This is a genomic window from Pedococcus cremeus, assembly GCF_900111375.1.
GTDB lineage: Bacteria > Actinomycetota > Actinomycetes > Actinomycetales > Dermatophilaceae > Pedococcus_A > Pedococcus_A cremeus.
In genome coordinates this window covers 118,159-134,074 of sequence record NZ_FOHB01000006.1, presented here as the reverse complement: position 1 = coordinate 134,074, position 15,916 = coordinate 118,159, and the positions used below count along the sequence as shown (strand labels likewise).

The following is a 15,916-nucleotide window of genomic DNA, read 5'->3' as shown; positions in this document are numbered from 1 at the left end:
GGGGGAGCGAGCAGTGAAGACGATCGCCGAGCTGGGCGACCTGCGCGGCAAGCGCGTGCTCGTCCGCTCCGACCTCAACGTCCCGCTCGACGGGGACACCATCTCCGACGACGGTCGCATCCGCGCTTCGGTCCCCACCATCGAGGCCCTCTCCGAGGCGGGTGCACGCGTCATCGTGTGCGCCCACCTCGGCCGGCCGAAGGGCACCCCGGAGGCGAAGTACTCGCTGGCGCCGGTCGCCCGGCGGCTCGGCGAGCTGCTGGGCCGGGAGGTCCGCTTCGCGGAGGACACCGTCGGTGAGTCCGCCAAGGCGGCCGTCGAGGCCGCCGGCGACGGTGACGTCGTGCTCCTGGAGAACCTGCGGTTCAACGCGGGGGAGACGTCGAAGGACGAGACCGAGCGCGGCACCTTCGCCGACCAGCTCGCCTCGCTCGCCGACGTCTTCGTCTCCGACGGCTTCGGTGTCGTCCACCGCAAGCAGGCGTCGGTCTACGACGTCGCGAAGCGGCTCCCGCACGCCGTGGGCGGGCTCGTGGAGAACGAGGTGGGCGTGCTGCGGCGCCTCACCGAGGACCCGGAGCGCCCGTATGCCGTGGTGCTGGGCGGCGCGAAGGTCTCCGACAAGCTCGGGGTCATCGACAACCTGCTCAGGACCGCCGACCGGCTCCTCATCGGTGGCGGCATGGTCTTCACCTTCCTCAAGGCGCAGGGCTACGAGGTCGGCACGAGCCTGCTCGAGGCCGACCAGGTCGAGACCGTGAAGGGCTACCTCGAGCAGGCGCACGAGCGCGGCGTCGAGATCGTCCTGCCCGTCGACATCGTCGTCGGCACCGAGTTCTCGGTCGACTCCGACCCGCAGGTCGTGCCGGCCGGGCTCATCCCCGCCGACCGCATGGGCCTCGACATCGGGCCGGAGTCGGGCTTCCTGTTCGCGCAGAAGCTCAAGCACTGCAAGACGGTGTTCTGGAACGGCCCGATGGGCGCGTTCGAGATGGAGCCGTATGCCGCGGGCACCCAGGCCGTCGCCGAGGCCCTCGTCGAGCTCACCGAGAAGGGTGCGCTCACCGTGGTGGGCGGCGGTGACTCCGCCGCGGCCGTGCGCCAGCTCGGCTTCTCCGACGACCAGTTCGGCCACATCAGCACCGGTGGCGGCGCCAGCCTCGAGTACCTCGAGGGCAAGGAGCTGCCCGGCCTGACGGTGCTCGACGAGGCCTGACCCCACGCTGGACCACTCGGTGGGCCGGGCCGCGCACGTGGCCCGGCCCACCGGCATACCGACACAGGACCGCAACCACCCCGCAACAACCCCGCACGACCTGAACAAGGAGTCCCATGGCTGCCACCCCGTCCGGACGAACGCCGCTCATGGCGGGCAACTGGAAGATGAACCTCGACCACCTGCAGGCCACCCACCTGGTGCAGAAGCTCGACTGGACCCTGCGGGACGGCAAGCACGACTTCGGGGCCGTCGAGGTGGCCGTGCTGCCGCCGTTCACCGACCTGCGCAGCGTGCAGACCCTCATCGACGGTGACCGCCTCAAGCTCGAGCACGGCGCCCAGGACCTGAGCGCGCACGACAGCGGCGCCTACACCGGTGAGGTCTCCGGGGCCTTCCTCGCCAAGCTCGGCTGCACCTACGTCGTCGTCGGCCACAGCGAGCGACGCGAGTACCACCAGGAGACCGACGAGGTCGTGAACGCCAAGCTGAAGGCGGCCTACAAGCACGGGCTGACCCCGATCTTCTGCGTCGGCGAGGGGCTCGAGGTCCGCCAGGCGGGCGAGCACGTCGCCCACGTCCTCGCGCAGGTCGAAGCCGGACTGAAGGACCTCACGGCCGAGCAGGTCAGGACCATCGTCATCGCCTACGAGCCGGTCTGGGCCATCGGCACCGGCGAGGTCGCCACCCCGCAGGACGCGCAGGAGGTCTGCGCGGCCATCCGCACCAAGCTCGCCGAGCTCTACTCCGGCGACCTCGCGGACGGCGTCCGGGTCCTCTACGGCGGCTCGGTGAAGGCCAACAACGTCGCGGCCATCATGGCGGAGGAGGATGTCGACGGCGCCCTCGTGGGAGGCGCCTCGATCGTGCCGGAGGAGTTCGCGTCGATCTGCCGCTTCCGCGACCACATGAAGACGACCGCCTGACACGGCGGATCAGCCGTGCTTCGGCCGTCGGCGTCGAGCAGGTATCCTGACGGGCGTGCACGACGTGCACTTCACCAGACCTCGACCAGACCCCGACGAAAATAGGTAGAGCGTGGAAGCCGTACGAATTGGCCTGCAGGTGCTGCTGGTCCTGGGTGGACTGTTCCTGACCCTCCTGATCCTGCTCCACAAGGGCAAGGGCGGCGGACTGTCCGACATGTTCGGCGGCGGCATGTCGACGTCACTGGGCTCCTCCTCGGTGGCCGAGCGCAACCTCGACCGCTTCACCGTCGCCGTGGCGATCATCTGGTTCGCCTGCATCGTGGGGCTCGGCCTCCTCGAGCGCTTCTCGGCCTGACCCGACCTCTTCGAACCTGACCTGAAAGGCACAACTGACCATGGCAGGTGGCAACGCAATCCGCGGCAGCCGAGTCGGCGCCGGCCCGATGGGAGAGGCCGAGCGCGGCGACGCCGCCCCTCGGGTGTACGTCTCCTACTGGTGCGCCAACGGGCACCAGACGCGGCCCAGCTTCGCTGAGGAGCCCGGCCTGGCGATCCCCGAGACCTGGGACTGCCCGCGCTGCGGCTTCCCCGCCGGGCAGGACGAGGCGAACCCGCCGGCTCCGCCGCGCGTCGAGCCCTACAAGACCCACCTGGCCTACGTGAAGGAGCGCCGCTCCGACGCCGACGGCAAGGCGATCCTCGACGAGGCGCTGGCGACGCTGCGGGAGCGCAAGCTCATCCAGTAACAGCCGCCCCCCACTCCCTGCGCGAAACCCACCGCCGACTGCGCGAACAGCAGTCGTCACGGTGGGTTTCGCAATGGGTGGGGCGTTTCGGCCCGCTGATCTCAGTGGTCGAGGCGTCCTCAGTGCTCGAGGCGGTCCCGGGGCAGCCCGGCTGCTGCGGCGCCGTCGACCAGCCACAGCGTCTCGCGCAGGCCGCGCACCTGGGCCGCGGTGGACCGCTCCGGCGCCGCCCCCTCGACCCCGTCGCGCACCGCACCGGCCTTGTCGTCGCCGGCCACGAGGAACCAGACGCGCTCGGAGCGGTTCAGGCACTCCAGGGTGAGCGAGACCCGGTCGGGCGGCGGCTTGGGCGAGTCGTGCACGGCGACGGCGATGGCGTCCTTCGCCAACTGGGCCGGGTGGCCCGGGAACAGCGAGGCGACGTGGCCGTCGGGTCCGACCCCGAGCACCATCACGTCGAACTCCCCGCCACCACTGGCACGCAGCGCGGCCGCGTAGAGCTCGGCGCTCTCCTCGGCCGAGCTGCTGGCGTCGGGACCCGGCACGCGGTGCACCCGTTCGGGATCGAGCCCGAGGTCGAGCAGACCGGCGTGGTCGTTCTGGGTGTCGTTGCGATCGGGGTCGCCGGCCGGCAGGTAGCGCTCGTCGCCCCACCAGATGGAGACGCGCGACCAGTCCACCGTGTCGCGACCCCGGGCGGTCTGCAGCGAGGCGACGATCGCCGAGCCCATCGACCCACCGGTGAGCGACACGTGCGGTTCACGGCCGCGCGTCTGCGCCTCGGCCAACGTGGCGACGAGCCGGGTGGCGGAGGCATCGGCGAGGTGCTGCTTGTCGCGGTGGACGACGACCTGGGACTCGGTGGTCACGAGGCTCCTGCTCCGCTGCCAGCCTTGGCGTCGGCGCCCTCGGCTGCGGCTTCGGCGCCCTGGCGGGCCTCCTTCGCGCTGGCGAGCTTGCGGGCCGCGGCCTTCTTGACCGTCTCGGTGTCGGAGCTGCCCTCCGGCTCCGCCGCCTCCTCCACCATCAGGCTCCGGCCATCGACCCGGGCCTCGCGCCGCAGCCGCTTGAGGATGCGCTCGGACTCGGGCACGGACGGTGCCTCACCCTCCGCCATGGCCTCGCTGGCGGTCCTGCCCTTGCCGGGGGCGCCCAGGCGCGGCATTCCCTCGGTCATGACCTCCTCGTAGACCTCGTCGGGGTCCAGACGGCGCAGCTCGTCGGCGAGGCACTCGGCGTCGCTGCGGTGCGGCAGGGAGATGGTGCGGTCGGGCTGGCCGGGCTGCACGAGGGTCGCGGTGTCGCCCTCGGGACGGACCAGGTCGATGTTGCCCGCCCGCCGCTCGAGGCGGACGCTGACGATGCCCGTGCCCGCACGCGACCGGGCCCGCTCGACCGGGCACTTGAGGAACTGCGCGAGCCAGGCGGCGAGCAGGTCCGCCGACGGGGAGTCGGTGCCGCCGGTGACGGTGGCGGAGAGCACCGGCTCGTAGGGCGGCTGGTCGAGCGCCGCCGCCAGCAGGCCGCGCCACAGGGTGATCCGCGTCCACGCCAGGTCGGTGTCGCCGGGCGCGTAGGTCTCCGCGCGGTGCTTCATGTCGGCGCGCGGGTTCTTGGCCTGGGCCGCGTCGGTGATGCGGCGCTGGGCCATCGCGCCGATGGAGTCCTCCGAGATGCGCTTGGGTGCCGTTGTCGGCCACCAGGTCACCACGGGGGAGTCCGGCAGCAGCAGTGGGGTGACCACGCTGCTCGCGTGGCGGGTCAGCGGGCCGTAGAGCCGCAGCACGACGACCTCGCTGGCGCCGGCGTCCCCACCGACCCGGATCTGGGCGTCGAGGCGGGACACCCCACGCTTGTTGCCGATGACGACGGCGATGATGCGGCAGGGGTGCTGGTGGCTGGCGTCGTTGGCGACCTGGATGGCCTCCTCGGCCTTCTGCTCGTCGACGACCAGCACGAGGGTGAGCACCCGGCTCAGGGCCATCGCGCCGACGTCCTGGCGCAGCCGCACCAGGCGCTTGCTGATCTCCTTGGTCGAGGTGCTGGGCAGGTCGACGATCACCGGGGTCCCCGTTCAGTATCGGAGTGAGGAACGAGCGGAGAACTGAATGGGGTGGTCAAGGCATCCTCCAGACACGGCCGTCACGGCGCATCATCTCGTCGGCGCACTCCGGGCCCCACCCGCCGGAGGGGTAGGGATCGGGGCGGCCCTGCTTGGCCCAGTACTCCTCGACCGGGTCGAGGATCTTCCAGGACAGCTCGACCTCCTCGTGCCGGGGGAACAGCGGCGGGTCGCCGAGCAGCACGTCGAGGATGAGCCGCTCGTAGGCCTCGGGGCTGGACTCCGTGAAGGCGCGACCGTAGCCGAAGTCCATCGTCACGTCGCGCACCTCCATCTGCGCGCCGGGAACCTTGGCACCGAACCGCATGGTGATGCCCTCGTCGGGCTGCACGCGGATGACGATGGCGTTCTGGCCGAGCTCCTCGGTCGCGGTGTGGCTGAACGGCAGGTGCGGCGCACGCTTGAAGACCACCGCGATCTCGGTGACCCGCTTGCCGAGGCGCTTGCCGGTGCGCAGGTAGAACGGGACGCCCGCCCACCGGCGGCTGTCGATCTCGAGCTTCAGCGCGGCATACGTCTCGGTGGTGGAGTCGGGCTTGATGCCCTCCTCCTCGAGGTAGCCGATGACCTGGTCGCCGCCCTGCCAGCCCGCGGCGTACTGCCCGCGCGCGGTGGCCTTCGAGAGGTCATGGGGGTGGCGGACCGCCGAGAGCACCTTCTCCTTCTCGGCACGCAGGTGCTCGGCGTCGAAGGAGACGGGCTCCTCCATGGCGGTCAGCGCGAGCAGCTGCAGCAGGTGGTTCTGGATCACGTCACGGGCGGCGCCGATGCCGTCGTAGTAGCCGGCGCGACCGGCGATGCCGATGTCCTCGGCCATCGTGATCTGCACGTGGTCGACGTAGTTGGCGTTCCAGACCGGCTCGAACATCTGGTTGGCGAAGCGCAGCGCCAGCAGGTTCTGCACCGTCTCCTTGCCCAGGTAGTGGTCGATGCGGAACACCGAGTCGGGCGGGAAGACGCCTTCGACGATCGCGTTCAGCTCGCGCGCGCTCTTCAGGTCGTGGCCGAACGGCTTCTCGATGACGACGCGGCGCCAGCTGCCGTCGCCCGCCTTGGTCAGCCCGCAGCGCTCGAGCTGCTCGCAGACCGTGGAGAAGAACGCCGGCGGGATCGAGAGGTAGAACGCCTGGTTGCCCCCGGTGCCGCGCTCGGTCTCGAGCGCGTGCACCGTCTCGGCCAGCAGGTCGAACGCAGCGGGGTCGTCGAACACGCCTGGCACGAAACGGAAACCCTCGGAGAGGTTGCGCCAGACGTCCTCACGGAACGGTGTCCGTGCGTACTGCTTGACCGCGTCGTAGACGACCTTGCCGAAGTCCTGGTCGGCCCAGTCCCGCCGGGCGAAGCCGACGAGCGAGAAGCCCGGTGGCAGCAGGCCGCGGTTGGCGAGGTCGTAGATCGCCGGCATCAGCTTCTTGCGTGCGAGGTCGCCGGTCACCCCGAACAGCACCATGCCGCAGGGGCCGGCGATGCGGGGGAGCCGCTTGTCGCGGGGGTCGCGGAGCGGGTTGTGGCCCTGGGCCACCCGGGCTGGAGTCATGCAGTGCCCTTACGTCGGCGTGTGTGAGGGGGTCAGCGAGCGTGGCGGCTCAGCACGGCGACGACCTGCTGGAGGCCGGCGTCGTGGTCCGTCAGGTGCAGGCGGAGAACCGGGCGGCCGATCTCGGCCAGCACCTGCGCGTCACCGGCAGCCTGCGCCGCGATGAACTCGCCGAAGGTGAAGTCGCGCCCGGGGACCTCGAGGTCCTGGTGCGGCTCCGCCGTGATCTGGAGGTAGACGCCGATGTCCGGTCCTCCCTTGTGGAACTGTCCGGTCGAGTGCAGGAACCGCGGTCCCCACCCGAACGTCACCGGACGCTCGACCAGTGCTGCGAGCTTGGGTCGGGTGTCGGCGAGCGGCGCGTCGGCCAGGCGGTCCAGGTAGGCCATGACGGCGACGTATCCGGTGGGCCCGAGCTGGTCCAGCAGCGCGTCGACGGCCTCGACGAGGGTCGAGGCGTCCCCGAGCCAGCCGTTCCCCAGGGCGCGCACCTCCACGGCGCCGTCGGTGAACGCCGGGGCCTGGGCCGCGCCGCCCTTCTGCTCGAGCAGGCCGCGGGCGGCCTTCTTGGCGCTCTCGACGTCGGGCTGGTCGAACGGGTTGATGCCCAGCAGCCGCCCGGCCACCGCCGTGGCGACCTCCCACAGGAGCAGCTGGGCGCCGAGGGAGCCGGTGACCTCGATGTCAGAGCGGTCCGGCTGCACGAGCTCGTCCGGGCTGTCGGGGTCCTCGGCGTCGCCCTTGAGGCGCAGGACGGTGACGTCGCGCGGAGGCCACTCGACCTCCCACTCCTCTTCCTCCTGCACCACGACCGGCAGGATGCCGGTGCCGTTCTTGCCGGTGCTCTCGGCGATGAGCTGCTCGGTCCAGTCGGGCAGGCCGGCGATGCCGGAGCCGTCGTCGACGAGCACGAGCTTGTCGCGCAGCGGGCTGGTGCCGGCCATGGCGGCGCCGAGGCGCAGGGCGGGGTTGGCCTCGTCGTCGGCGGCCAGCACGTCCGAGACCGCCTCCGCGTCGTCGAGCAGCGCCTCGACGTCGGCTCCGGCGAGGCCCGAGGGCACCAGGCCGAACGCGGTGAGCGCGGAGTAGCGACCACCCACGTGGGGGTCGGCGTTGACGACGCGGTAGCCGGCCTGCCGCGACTCCTGGTCGAGCGGGCTGCCGGGGTCGGTCACGATGACGATGCGTGTGGTGGGGTCGATGCCGGCCTCGGTGAAGGCGGCCTCGAACGCCCGGCGCTGCGAGTCGGTCTCCACGGTGGAGCCGGACTTGCTGGAGACCACGACCACCGTGCGGTCGAGGTCGACCATCGCCGAGCGCACCATGTCGGGCTGCGAGGAGTCGAGCACCACGAGCGGCACACCGGCCGTCGCGCAGATGACCTCGGGCGCGAGCGACGAACCGCCCATGCCACAGAGGACGACACGGTCGACGCCCTCGCCCCGGAGGTGCTCGCGGAGCGCCGCCACCTCGCCGACGAGCGGCCGGGAGCTGCGGGGGAGCCCCACCCAGGACAGCCGGATCGACGCCTCGGACTCGGCGTCGGGGCCCCACAGGGAGGCGTCCTGCTCGAACAGCCGGCTCGCGAAGCGCTCACCGACGAGCTCGGGCACCCGGAGGGCGATCGCGTCGGCCGCCGGGCCGGACGCGACCACGCCCAGAGCGCTCACGCGCTGAGCCTGTCGAGCTCGGACCGGACGCCCTTGAGCAGCTCCTCCCACGACGCCTCGAACTTGTCCACGCCCTCCTTCTCGAGCTGGGCGGTGACCTCGGTGTACGAGATGCCGAGCCGCTCCAGCGCGTCGAGGATCTCGGCGGCCTGCGCGTAGGACCCGGTCACCGTGTCGCCGCGGATCTCGCCGTGGTCGATGACCGCGTCGAGCGTCTTCTCCGGCATGGTGTTCACGGTGTTGGGAGCCACCAGCTCGGTGACGTACATCGTGTCGGGGTAGTCGTGGTTCTTCACCCCGGTGGAGGCCCACAGCGGACGCTGCACGTGCGCGCCGTCGTCGGCGAGGTTCTGCCAGCGCGGGGTGGAGAAGACCTCCTCGAACGCCTGGTAGGCCAGCTGCGCGTTGGCGATCGCGGCGCGACCGCGGAGCGACAGCGCCTCCTCGGTGCCGATGGCCTCGAGGCGCTTGTCGACCTCGGTGTCGACCCGGGAGACGAAGAACGAGGCGACGGAGTCGATGGCCCCCAGCTCGCGCCCGGCCTCGCGAGCCTGCTCGAGGCCGGTGAGGAAGGCGTTCATGACGCCCCGGTAGCGGTCGAGGGAGAAGATCAGGGTCACGTTGACGCTGATCCCCTCGGACAGCACCTGCGAGATGGCCGGGAGGCCCTCCACGGTTGCGGGGATCTTGATGAACACGTTCGGGCGGTCGACGGTGGTCCACAGCGAGCGAGCCGCCTCGACGGTGGCCGCGGTGTCGTGGGCCAGGCGCGGGTCGACCTCGATGGAGACGCGGCCGTCGACACCATCGGTGGCGTCGTAGACCGGGCGCATGATGTCGCACGCGTTGCGGACGTCCTCGGTGGTGAGGACGAAGACGGTGTCGTCGACGTCCTTGCCCTCGGCCGCGAGCTTGGCGACCTGCTCGTCGTAGGCGTCGCCCTCGGCAAGGGCGAGCTGGAAGATCGAGGGGTTGGTCGTCACGCCGACGACGCCCTTCTTCTCGACGAGCTCAACGAGGTTGCCGCTCTGGATCCGCTGGCGCGACAGGTCGTCGAGCCATACGGAGACGCCGTTGTGGGCGAGGGCCTCGAGCGCGGGGTTGTCGGTCGCCTCGAGGGCCGGGCTGGTGCCCGCCTCGGGGGTCGGGTGGTCGAGCTTGTCAGTCATGCGGTCAGTTTCCCTTCGCGGTCTTGATGGACCTCTTGGCGGCCGCGACCACCGCCTGGGTGGTGAAGCCGAACTCCTTGAACAGCGTGGTGAAGTCCGCGGAGGCGCCGTAGTGGTCGATGCCGATGACCTCACCGGCGTCTCCGACCACCTCGCGCCAGCCCTGCGGCACGCCGGCCTCCACGCTCACGCGGGCACGGACGGCACGGGGCAGGACCTTCTCCCGGTATGCCGCGCTCTGCTCGTCGAACCACTCACGGCACGGCATGGACACCACACGGGTTCCAACACCCTGCTTCTCCAAGGTCTTCCGCGCCTCCACCGCGAGCTGCACCTCGGAGCCCGTGGCGATGAGGATGACGTCGGGGGTCCCGGTCGACGCCTCGGCCATGATGTAGCCGCCCTTGGTGACGTTGGTCGCCTTGGCGTACTCCTTGCGGTCGTAGACCGGCACCGCCTGACGGGTCAGGGCCAGGGCGGCCGGCCGGTCGCGGTGCCGCAGCACCGCGCCCCAGGCGGCAGCCGTCTCGTTCGCGTCGGCGGGACGGATGACGTCGAGGCCGGGGATGGCCCGCAGTGCCGCGAGCTGCTCGATGGGCTGGTGGGTCGGGCCGTCCTCGCCGAGGCCGATCGAGTCGTGCGTCCAGACGTAGGTGACCGGCAGCTTCTGGATGGCCGCGAGGCGCACCGCGGGACGCATGTAGTCGGAGAACACGAGGAAGGTGCCGCCGTAGGGACGGGTCAGGCCTTCGAGCGCGATGCCGTTGAGGATCATGCCCATGCCGTGCTCGCGCACCCCGAAGTGCAGGGTGCGGCCGTAGGGGCCGCCCTTCCACTCCCGGGTCTGCTTGCCGGTCGGGATGAAGGACTCCTCGCCCTCCATCGTGGTGTTGTTCGACTCGGCGAGGTCGGCGGAGCCGCCCCACAGCTCGGGCATGACACCGGCGATCGCGCCGAGCACCTTGCCGGACGCCGCGCGGGTCGCCAGGCCCTTCTCGGAGTCGGCGGGGAAGACCGGCAGCGCCTTGTCGAGGCCGGCCGGCAGCTCGCCGGCCACAAGGCGGTCGAGCAGCTCGGCGCGCTCGGGGTTGCCCCGGCGCCACGCGGCATACGTCTTGTCCCACGCCTTGTGCTCGGCCTTGCCGCGCGCCTTGGCCTTGCGGGTGTGCGCCAGCACGGCCCGGTCGACCTCGAAGGTCTTCTTCGGGTTGAAGCCGAGCAGCTCCTTGGTGGCGGCGACCTCCTCGTCGCCCAACGCGGAGCCGTGCGACTTCCCGGTGTCCTGCTTGGTCGGTGCCGGCCACGCGATGATGGTGTGCAGCACGACGAGCGTCGGGCGCTTGGAGCGCTTGGACTGCTCGAGAGCGGTCCAGAGGGCGTCGACGTTCTCGACGTAGGTCGCGCCGTTGCCGTCCTGGCGCCAGTCGACATCGACGACGTCCCAGCCGTAGGCCTCGAAGCGCTGGCCGACGTTCTCGGAGAACGCGATGTCGGTGTCGTCCTCGATGGAGATCTGGTTGGCGTCGTAGATGACGGTGAGGTTGGCGAGCTCCTGGTGGCCGGCGAGCGAGCAGGCCTCGTGGCTGACGCCCTCCTCCATGTCACCGTCGGAGGCGATCACCCAGATGTGGTGGTCGAACGGGCTCTCACCGGGCTTGGCGTCCGGGTCGAGCAGGCCCCGCTGGCGGCGCTGGGCGAACGCCATGCCGACGGCCGAGGCGAGGCCGGAGCCGAGCGGTCCGGTGGTGATCTCGACACCGGGGGTGTGGTTGACCTCGGGGTGGCCCGGGGTGATGGAGCCCCAGGTGCGCAGGGCCTTGAGGTCGTCGAGCTCGACGCCGTAGCCGGCCAGGAAGAGCTGGATGTACTGCGTGAGGCTGGAGTGGCCGCAGGAGAGCACGAAGCGGTCGCGACCGAGCCAGTGCGGGTCGGCCGGGTCGTGGCGCATCACCTGCTGGTAGAGCAGGTAGGCAGCCGGGGCAAGGCTCATGGCGGTGCCGGGGTGGCCGTTCCCGACCTTCTGCACCGCGTCGGCGGCGAGGACCCGCACCGTGTCGACGGCGCGGATGTCGACGTCCGACCATCCAGCCTTCCGTGCGACGGGCTTGGGGAGGGAGGCGTCACGCCCCCGGACAGCCGCGCTCTTGGCGGTGCGTGTGGTGGACACGGGTACAGGTCTCCTTCTAGAAGGGGCTCTGGCAACAGCCCCTGAGCCTAGTCCCGGGCGTGACCTGCGTCGCACGGAGGGACCACCGACCGGACTAGTCCGTGCCCCGGCTCGCGCGGGGCGCGGCCCGAGGGCGCGGACAAGGGCCCGGCCGGGGGACGGGTGTCCCTTGGCCCGGGTGGGCGCGGGCTAGACTGGCCCGGTTCCCCGGACCCCGCACCACCCGCAAAGGACGCTGTGACCGCTCTCGATCCGTCTGCCCGGATCTCCGCGTCCCCGGCCACTGGTGCCGGGCGGGGCTGGAAGCGCACCGTCGGCGCGTACGTCGCACTGACCAAGCCGCGGATCATCGAGCTCCTGCTCGTCACCACGGTGCCGGTCATGTTCCTGGCCCAGCGCGGCATACCGTCGCTCTGGCTCATCGTGGCCACCCTGGTCGGCGGCTCCCTCAGCGCCGGCGCGGCGAACACCTTCAACTGCGTCTACGACCGTGACATCGACGCGGAGATGCACCGCACCAGCAACCGCCCGATGGTCACCGGTGAGGTCACGCCGCGCAACGGGCTCATTTTCGGTGCCGTGCTGACCGCCGTGTCGACGCTGTGGTTCGTCTGGCAGGTCAACCTGATCTCGGCCGCGCTCTCGCTCGGCGCGATCGTCATGTATGCCGTGGGCTACACGATGATCCTCAAGCGCCGCACCGCGCAGAACATCGTCTGGGGCGGGGCTGCGGGCTGCATGCCGGTGCTCATCGGCTGGTCCGCCGTCACCGGCACGGTCGGCTGGCCTGCGGTCATCCTGTTCCTCGTCATCTTCTTCTGGACGCCGCCGCACTACTGGCCCCTGTCCATGCGGTTCAAGGACGACTACGCCGCGGCCCACGTGCCCATGCTGCCGGTGGTGGAGCGCTTCACCGTGGTGGCCAAGCAGATCGTCGTCTACTCGTGGGCGATGGTGCTGACCTCTCTCGCCCTGGTGCCGGTGGCCTCGATGGGCTGGCTCTACCTCGTCACCGCAGTCGTGACCGGCGCTCTGTTCATCGCCGAGGCCCACCGCCTGCAGCGCGCCGCGAAGGCGGGGGAGGGGCCGAAGGTGCTGCGCCCGATGCGCCTGTTCCACTTCTCGATCAGCTACGTCGCGATCCTCTTCCTCGGTGTCGCGGTCGACCCGCTGCTGCACCTGCCGCTCACGTAGTCGCCCGCGCCAGGTCCTCAGCCCGCTCGGGCATGTCGCGCAGGCCGCGCAGCGGGCTCCGCCACATCGACAGGCACGCGGCGGTGTGCACCGCGGCCATGAGGGCGATGGTCTGGCGGAGGCCGATGGCCGACCCCAGCCAGCCGGCGGCGAGCGCTGCCACCGGCATGGTTCCCAGGTTGACGACCTGCGCGGTGGTGACCTGGCGGGCGACCATCTCGACCGGCACGTAGCGGTTGCGCCAGGCGCCACGCACGACGTTGCCGGCGACGACGCCGATGCCGACCAGCACCATGCCGGCGACCATCGCGACGAGCCCGGCCCCTGGCCCGCCGAGTGGCACGAGCAGCGCCGGTGGCCCGGCGAGCAGCTGCAGCGACAGCAGGGCCCGGGCCGACCCCAGCCGCTGGGACAGTCGGGTGGCGAGGGACGCGCCGACCACGCCACCGGCGGCACCCACCGCCATCACGATGCCGACCCGGGCCTCGTCGAGGCGCACGTCGCGGACGAGGAAGAGGACCAGGAGCGCGCCGTAGCCGGTGAGCCCGAAGTTGCTGACGCCACCCACGATGGTGAAGAAGCGGAGCAGCCGGTCCTGCCGGAGGTAGTCGATACCCTCGCGGATCCGGATGCGCAGCAGGACGGGGTCCTCACCTGTCTGCGAGCGCACCTCGCGGCCGGGGCCGTCGAGGCGCAGCAGCAGCAGGCAGGTCGCGGAGACGAGGAAGCTGAGCGCGTCGGCGGCCAGCCCCCACGCCGCCGAGAGGGCCTGGGCCAGCACGCCCCCGGCGCCGGGACCGGCCACCTGCATCGCCGACTCGGTGCCGAAGAGTCTGGCGAAGGCCGTCTCCTGCTGGTGGCGTGGGGCCACCTGCCTCACGAGCAAGGGGTATGCCGCCCGGAAGAAGACGGTGCAGACGCCGTTCGCGAACGCGGCTGCGACGAGGTGGGGGAGGGTGAGCACGTCGAGGGCCCACGCCACCGGCACGCTTGCCAGGCTCGCCGCCGCGAGGAGGTCGCTGGCCACCATGACGCGCCGCGCCGGCAGCCGGTCGACCCACGCGCCCGCCGGGAGGCCGATGAGCAGCCAGGGTGCCCACGCGGCCGCCGTGATGAGGCCCATCCACTCGGGTCCGGCGTCGAAGCCCACGACGGCGAGCAGGGGCAGCAGCACGGAGGTGGTCGCGTTGCCCAGGACGCTGACGCCTTCGCCGAGCCAGAGCAGGCTGAAGTCCCGGTTGCAGTGCAGTGGAAGGTCTGCGGCAACCGGTGCGGGTGCCCGGGTCATGGCTGGGCCGGGAACCCTCGCGCGAAGACGACCACCGGCTCGCGCTCCTGGCCGTCGTCCGGCACCGGCCGGTCCGACCACCGCATCAGCACGGCGACGACCTCCTCGGCGACCTCGCTCAGCTCCGCCGGGGTCAGCCGCAGCCACTGTTGGGTGGCGAAGGCGGCGTCGTCCCAGTCGGGGTCCGACTCGGCGTTGGCCAGCCACTCCTGCGTGCGGGCCACCTGCCGCTGGAAGGCGAGGGCCTCAGCGGCGTGTGCGGCCGTCACCGCGGCCTCGTCGTCGGCGAACTCGGCGCGTGACCACCGCGTGCCGCGGTCGGCCAGGCGCCACCACCGCTCGCGGCGGTCCCTGGCCAGCTCGGGCACCTCGACGACCAGCCCGGCGTCGGCGAGCACCTTGAGGTGGTGGCTCGCGCTGCCGACGGCCTGGCCGGTGCGGGCGGCCAGGCCGGAGGCGGTGGAGGGTCCGTCGACCTTGAGCGCATCGACCATCCGGGCGCGGAACGGGTTGGCCAGCGCCGAGAGGGCCCTGGCCTCGGTGAGCGTGCGGACGCCGTCAGGTCGGCGGGGTGCTGGTCGAGGGCTCGTGGGCATGCGGCGACGATAGACCGCACAAGAACCATTGCACAAGAGGTCTTGTGCAATATCCCGGCTACCGCGTGGAGGAGGGCGGTCCTGTGGGGCAGGGCGAGGACGCTGCGCTGGGCCCCGTCGAGGTGCACTCGGCCGGGCCGGCCCACCGGGCGTCGGCCCACACGAGCAGGCCCAGCAGGGCGACCACCGCGGCAACCTTCAGCCGCGTCCGGAACGACCAGTCCTTCGGCACGGCTCAGCCCGGCAGGGTGGTCCGCAGGCGCACCACACCAGCGGTGAGGGCGACGACGAGCAGCGAGGCGAGCAGCATGTGCACGAGGACCAGCACCTCGGGCAGGCCGGTCAGGTACTGCACGTAGCCGACGACGCCCTGCGCCAGGGTCACCAGGAGCACCGTCCGCCAGGCGTCGGACGCCCGGCGTGAGCGGGTCGACAGCCGGGCCGCGACCCAGACGGCGACGACCAAGCCGATGAAGAGCATCACCGCGTCGGCGTGCAGCCACGAGATGGTGCGCGGGTCGAACCCGAACCGGGCCGGCTCGTCGGCGTCACCGGAGTGCGGACCCGAGCCGGTCACCACGGTGCCGAGGAGCAGGACGACGGCGGCGACCGCACAGGCCACGCCAGCGAGCCGCTCCACCAGGGGGTGCACCGACAGTGGCCGTGGGCCGGGCGGCTCCTGGGCACGGAAGACGATGAAGGCCGAGGCGGCCACGAGCACCATGGACACCAGGAAGTGTGCCGACACGGTGGCCGGGTTGAGGCCGGTGCGGACCGTGATGCCGCCCAGCACCGCCTGCGTGACGACGCCGCCGAGGACGACCCAGGCGGGCACCATGAGGTCGCGGCGGCGCCCGGCCCAGCGCCACACGGCATACACGACGAGGATGGCGGCGAAGCCGACGGCGCCGGTGAGGGTGCGGTTGCCGAACTCGATGTACTTGTGGATGCCCTGCGCCTGCTCGGGCACCGGCACGTAGCTGCCGGGCACGCACTCGGGCCACGTCGGGCAGCCCAGGCCGCTGCCGGTCAGGCGCACCAGCCCGCCGGTGACCACGATGAGCACCTCGAGCACGAGGTTGGCGAGCAGGATGCGCGGGAGCCAGGGGTGGGTGCTGGTGGCGCGCGTCGACGGCGCGGTGGCGGGGGGTGCTGCGGTCACGACACGAGGGTACGCAGCGACCACGGAGCCGCCGCCGCCGACCCGACCCGGCCGGCGGGGGATCGCGCGGCTCGGGGTGGGATGGGGGACGTCCCCGATGTGCCGGGGCATCCGCGACCG

General features: G+C 71.7%; 14 protein-coding genes. 5 read left to right on the top strand and 9 right to left on the bottom strand.

The genetic code is table 11. The features are described from left to right. Positions 1-13 precede the first annotated feature (13 nt). The 4 genes from BMW78_RS13090 (at position 14) to BMW78_RS13075 (ending at position 2,891) form a co-directional block, all read left to right on the top strand. Positions 14-1,216 (top strand): phosphoglycerate kinase, encoded by a 1,203-nt coding sequence (locus tag BMW78_RS13090; RefSeq protein ID WP_091760469.1) that lies wholly within the window; start codon positions 14-16, stop codon positions 1,214-1,216. A 116-nt stretch (positions 1,217-1,332) separates the two neighbouring features. After that, positions 1,333-2,142 (top strand): triose-phosphate isomerase, encoded by an 810-nt coding sequence (gene tpiA, locus BMW78_RS13085; RefSeq protein WP_091760466.1) that lies wholly within the window; start codon positions 1,333-1,335, stop codon positions 2,140-2,142. Positions 2,143-2,254: 112 nt separating this feature from the next. Continuing rightward, positions 2,255-2,500 (top strand): preprotein translocase subunit SecG, encoded by a 246-nt coding sequence (secG, locus tag BMW78_RS13080; protein ID WP_091760463.1) that lies wholly within the window; start codon positions 2,255-2,257, stop codon positions 2,498-2,500. 40 nt (positions 2,501-2,540) lie between these two features. Next, positions 2,541-2,891 carry an RNA polymerase-binding protein RbpA gene (locus BMW78_RS13075; protein WP_091760459.1) on the top strand — a complete coding sequence of 117 codons (351 nt, stop codon included), beginning with the start codon at positions 2,541-2,543 and terminating at the stop codon, positions 2,889-2,891. Between the two features lie 119 nt (positions 2,892-3,010). On the opposite strand, the gene pgl is transcribed toward BMW78_RS13075, so the two are convergent. From pgl to tkt, 6 genes are read right to left on the bottom strand one after another with little or no spacing between them, the layout of a single operon-like run. Further along, positions 3,011-3,760, bottom strand: coding sequence for a 6-phosphogluconolactonase (gene pgl, locus BMW78_RS13070; protein WP_091760456.1), 750 nt, complete (start codon positions 3,758-3,760; stop codon positions 3,011-3,013). Continuing rightward, positions 3,757-4,953, bottom strand: a complete 1,197-nt coding sequence (gene opcA, locus BMW78_RS13065; protein ID WP_091760453.1) for a glucose-6-phosphate dehydrogenase assembly protein OpcA — start codon at positions 4,951-4,953, stop codon at positions 3,757-3,759. The genes pgl and opcA overlap by 4 nt, the downstream gene beginning before the upstream one ends. A gap of 55 nt (positions 4,954-5,008) precedes the next feature. Next, the gene (zwf, locus tag BMW78_RS13060) at positions 5,009-6,550 is read right to left on the bottom strand and encodes a glucose-6-phosphate dehydrogenase (RefSeq protein WP_091760450.1); all 1,542 of its coding nucleotides are present in this window, start codon (positions 6,548-6,550) and stop codon (positions 5,009-5,011) included. A gap of 32 nt (positions 6,551-6,582) precedes the next feature. Further along, a complete protein-coding gene (locus BMW78_RS13055) occupies positions 6,583-8,220 on the bottom strand; it encodes a glucose-6-phosphate isomerase (protein ID WP_091760447.1) in 1,638 nt (545 codons plus the stop codon). Beyond that, positions 8,217-9,389 carry a transaldolase gene (gene tal, locus BMW78_RS13050; RefSeq protein ID WP_091760445.1) on the bottom strand — a complete coding sequence of 391 codons (1,173 nt, stop codon included), beginning with the start codon at positions 9,387-9,389 and terminating at the stop codon, positions 8,217-8,219. Before tal ends, BMW78_RS13055 begins: the two co-directional genes overlap by 4 nt. A gap of 4 nt (positions 9,390-9,393) precedes the next feature. Beyond that, the gene (tkt, locus tag BMW78_RS13045) at positions 9,394-11,556 is read right to left on the bottom strand and encodes a transketolase (RefSeq protein WP_091760441.1); all 2,163 of its coding nucleotides are present in this window, start codon (positions 11,554-11,556) and stop codon (positions 9,394-9,396) included. A 237-nt stretch (positions 11,557-11,793) separates the two neighbouring features. Here tkt and BMW78_RS13040 point away from each other — a divergent pair, with 237 nt between their 5' ends. Continuing rightward, positions 11,794-12,750 carry a heme o synthase gene (locus BMW78_RS13040; protein WP_091760438.1) on the top strand — a complete coding sequence of 319 codons (957 nt, stop codon included), beginning with the start codon at positions 11,794-11,796 and terminating at the stop codon, positions 12,748-12,750. Here the strand turns inward: BMW78_RS13040 and BMW78_RS13035 are convergent. The 3 genes from BMW78_RS13035 to BMW78_RS13025 form a co-directional block, all read right to left on the bottom strand. Continuing rightward, the gene (locus BMW78_RS13035; RefSeq protein WP_091760435.1) at positions 12,743-14,038 is read right to left on the bottom strand and encodes an MFS transporter; all 1,296 of its coding nucleotides are present in this window, start codon (positions 14,036-14,038) and stop codon (positions 12,743-12,745) included. The two genes, BMW78_RS13040 and BMW78_RS13035, sit on opposite strands and share 8 nt — an antisense overlap. Next, complete coding sequence (locus tag BMW78_RS13030) at positions 14,035-14,634, bottom strand: ArsR/SmtB family transcription factor (RefSeq protein WP_091760433.1); 600 nt, start codon at positions 14,632-14,634, stop codon at positions 14,035-14,037. Before BMW78_RS13030 ends, BMW78_RS13035 begins: the two co-directional genes overlap by 4 nt. Positions 14,635-14,869: 235 nt before the next feature. After that, a complete protein-coding gene (locus tag BMW78_RS13025; protein ID WP_245735839.1) occupies positions 14,870-15,796 on the bottom strand; it encodes a COX15/CtaA family protein in 927 nt (308 codons plus the stop codon). Positions 15,797-15,916 lie beyond the last annotated feature (120 nt).